The 2361-nt window shown below is 37.2% G+C and carries 2 protein-coding genes; both read right to left on the minus strand.

The genetic code is table 11. The annotated features are described in order from the left end of the window. Nucleotides 1-89: 89 nt before the first annotated feature. Nucleotides 90-1211, minus strand: coding sequence for an RHS repeat-associated core domain-containing protein (locus DNK84_RS13405; RefSeq protein WP_119344977.1), 1122 nt, complete (start codon nucleotides 1209-1211; stop codon nucleotides 90-92). Between the two features lie 130 nt (nucleotides 1212-1341). Next, the coding region (locus tag DNK84_RS13410; protein ID WP_162902487.1) for an RHS repeat-associated core domain-containing protein at nucleotides 1342-2361 on the minus strand (1020 nt) is incomplete at its 5' end.

Below are 2361 nucleotides of genomic sequence, written 5' to 3' on the forward strand. Positions count from 1 at the left end.
CCCAACTGCTAATTAATAATTTAGCAAATAAAAAATATTTGTCAAGATGTTTTTTTGATGTAATAAGCTACATATAATAATCTATCTCTTTAATTTTGAAAGAATGCACTATTTTCCATAAACTCACTATTATAAACTGCCATAGAATACGCTCCAGCTAACCTTGCCCCCCCTCTTTGGTACCATTTATCATCAAACAGCATCATAGCAGAAACATCCTCATTTTTATTCCAATAGTTCCGAATAAATTGATATTTTGAAAAGGCTTTAAAGCGATACCCTAGCCCTTTTAACCCACCTTCATACTCTTCACTTCCTGAAGTCCATGAAATCCAATTATCAAACTGAAAATCATCGTCAAAAACATTTTCAAATTTAGCTATAGCCCCTTGTTGCCAGCCACCTGTTGATAAGATATTAATCACATATCCTTGTTCTTTTCGCCGTTTAAGTTCTTCAACGAACTGGCTATTTAACCGGATTTTAGTTCCCTGTTGATATTTATCGTGATCACGATCACCAAGGGTAATCATGGCGGAGTCACCACTTTGAGAAAATGCACTGCCTGAGTTTCCAGATTTTCCATCATTGTGAATTAAAGTATCAGAAATATCAACCATAAGTACTTTATCACCTCGACAGCTTTCCATTGAGCCCTCATATGATGTTTTCAACAACTCACCAAAATCATACAGTCCTAAAGCAACTTGAGCACCTCCCAAAGCAGATAATAAACCATACTTAGCTATTGAATTGGGCATATATTTAGCAATAATAGGGTTTGCCACACTAAGCAGACTAAAAGCTAATATGCCCTCTGGTAGTGCACTATGACCACTTGGGTCTTCATACATAATTGGGTTGCCTGATACAAAGCCATATTTATTCCACTCATCGCTCTTTGTATCCCTTATGCTAAAACGGGATATATCTTCATTATAATCTCGTGATCGTAAATAAACCTCAGCGCTATAAACATCATGATACTCTTTGTTATAGCCAAAATTAAAAACTGTATTCGCTTTATTATTACAAATTAATTTTTGATTTAAACCATAGGATGTGTAGGATGCTGTATATCTTTTATCTAAGCAGTTTCCACTTAAAATTAATGTATTATTTTTCCCATCAGTAAGATAAAACCGAACACTAGCAGAACTTATACTAAAAATTATTGACAAGACAGATATGAAAAATACATAACGGCTCATACACACAATCTACCTCCTCCTTATTTTTATGCTATGTCACAAATTACTTTTACACCATTAGCCCAATATTTTTATAAATACGTTAGTATTGTACTGCCGAGGTTTCTAGGCGCATGCTTCCCTACGCTCACTAGCGTTTCTCTGTTTGGTTATATTCTTTAACCAACGTTGAAAAAAATGCCGGCGCGCCCAAGGAGGTAGCTGCTACTCCGGATGATATTAACATAGTTTGTACCCCCAAAGAGCCGGAGAGTATTGATAACCCACTTAAGCTGCCCAGTAATACAGAGGTAAAACCTGTTATATACTCCTTGCTCTTCCAATTTTTTTTCTGATTCAATGCTATCGAGGCTGAAGAAAACCCAACACTTAGGACTGTATTTGCTACTTCCCCTGCCTTGAGTAATCTTAGCAACCTCTGCTGCTTCCTTGCTATATGCCCAGAGCTATCCAGATTGTTTTCATCATCACTGCTGCTGCTATCTGATAACTCATCTTCATTAATAGAAGTGAATTGCTTATGAACACCTTCTTCATAAGCTGGGCGCCCATAAGCATCTTCCACATCCGAGTAGCTGCTGCTACTGACGGAGAAGAAACCCTTGTTTGGGGAGGATGACGCGAAAGTGAATTCATTGTCCTCAATGCTCTGTATAATACTAGTTAACTTACCACGCAAATAAAATGATGCCACAATAACAGCAATAGCACCGACAACAGAAAATGCAGTAACCAAGCCTTTTGATGCTTCATGACCACTTGGATCAATGTTTAAAACAGGGTTTGCATTGGCAAAGTTATACTTATTCCATTCATTCGTCTTACTGTCTCTGACATTAAAGCGTGATAGAAAAACATTATAATCACGTGCCCGCAAATAAATCTGCAAAGTTAAAGGGTCTAGATACTCCTTATCATAACCAAAAACAAGCGCACTACCTCTTTTTTCCCTATCAATACGCAACGATGTTTGCCTTTGACCATAACCTGAGTAAGCATAAGTATCATGACCCAAAAGCATAATGGCACTTTTACCATCACCCAAATAAAACCTGGACACAGCAAGTGCATTTGTAATTAACAAGCTCGCCAGTAAATATACAAAAAACCGACACAATTTCACCCCAATGCCCATTGCTTCACCAATATG

The organism is Facilibium subflavum, assembly GCF_003574485.1.
GTDB lineage: Bacteria > Pseudomonadota > Gammaproteobacteria > Francisellales > Francisellaceae > Facilibium > Facilibium subflavum.

Excerpts from the sequence above, each read along its gene's own strand:
- DNK84_RS13405 (WP_119344977.1), bottom strand. The coding sequence starts at position 1,211 with ATGAGCCGTTATGTATTTTTCATATCTGTCTTGTCAATAATTTTTAGT.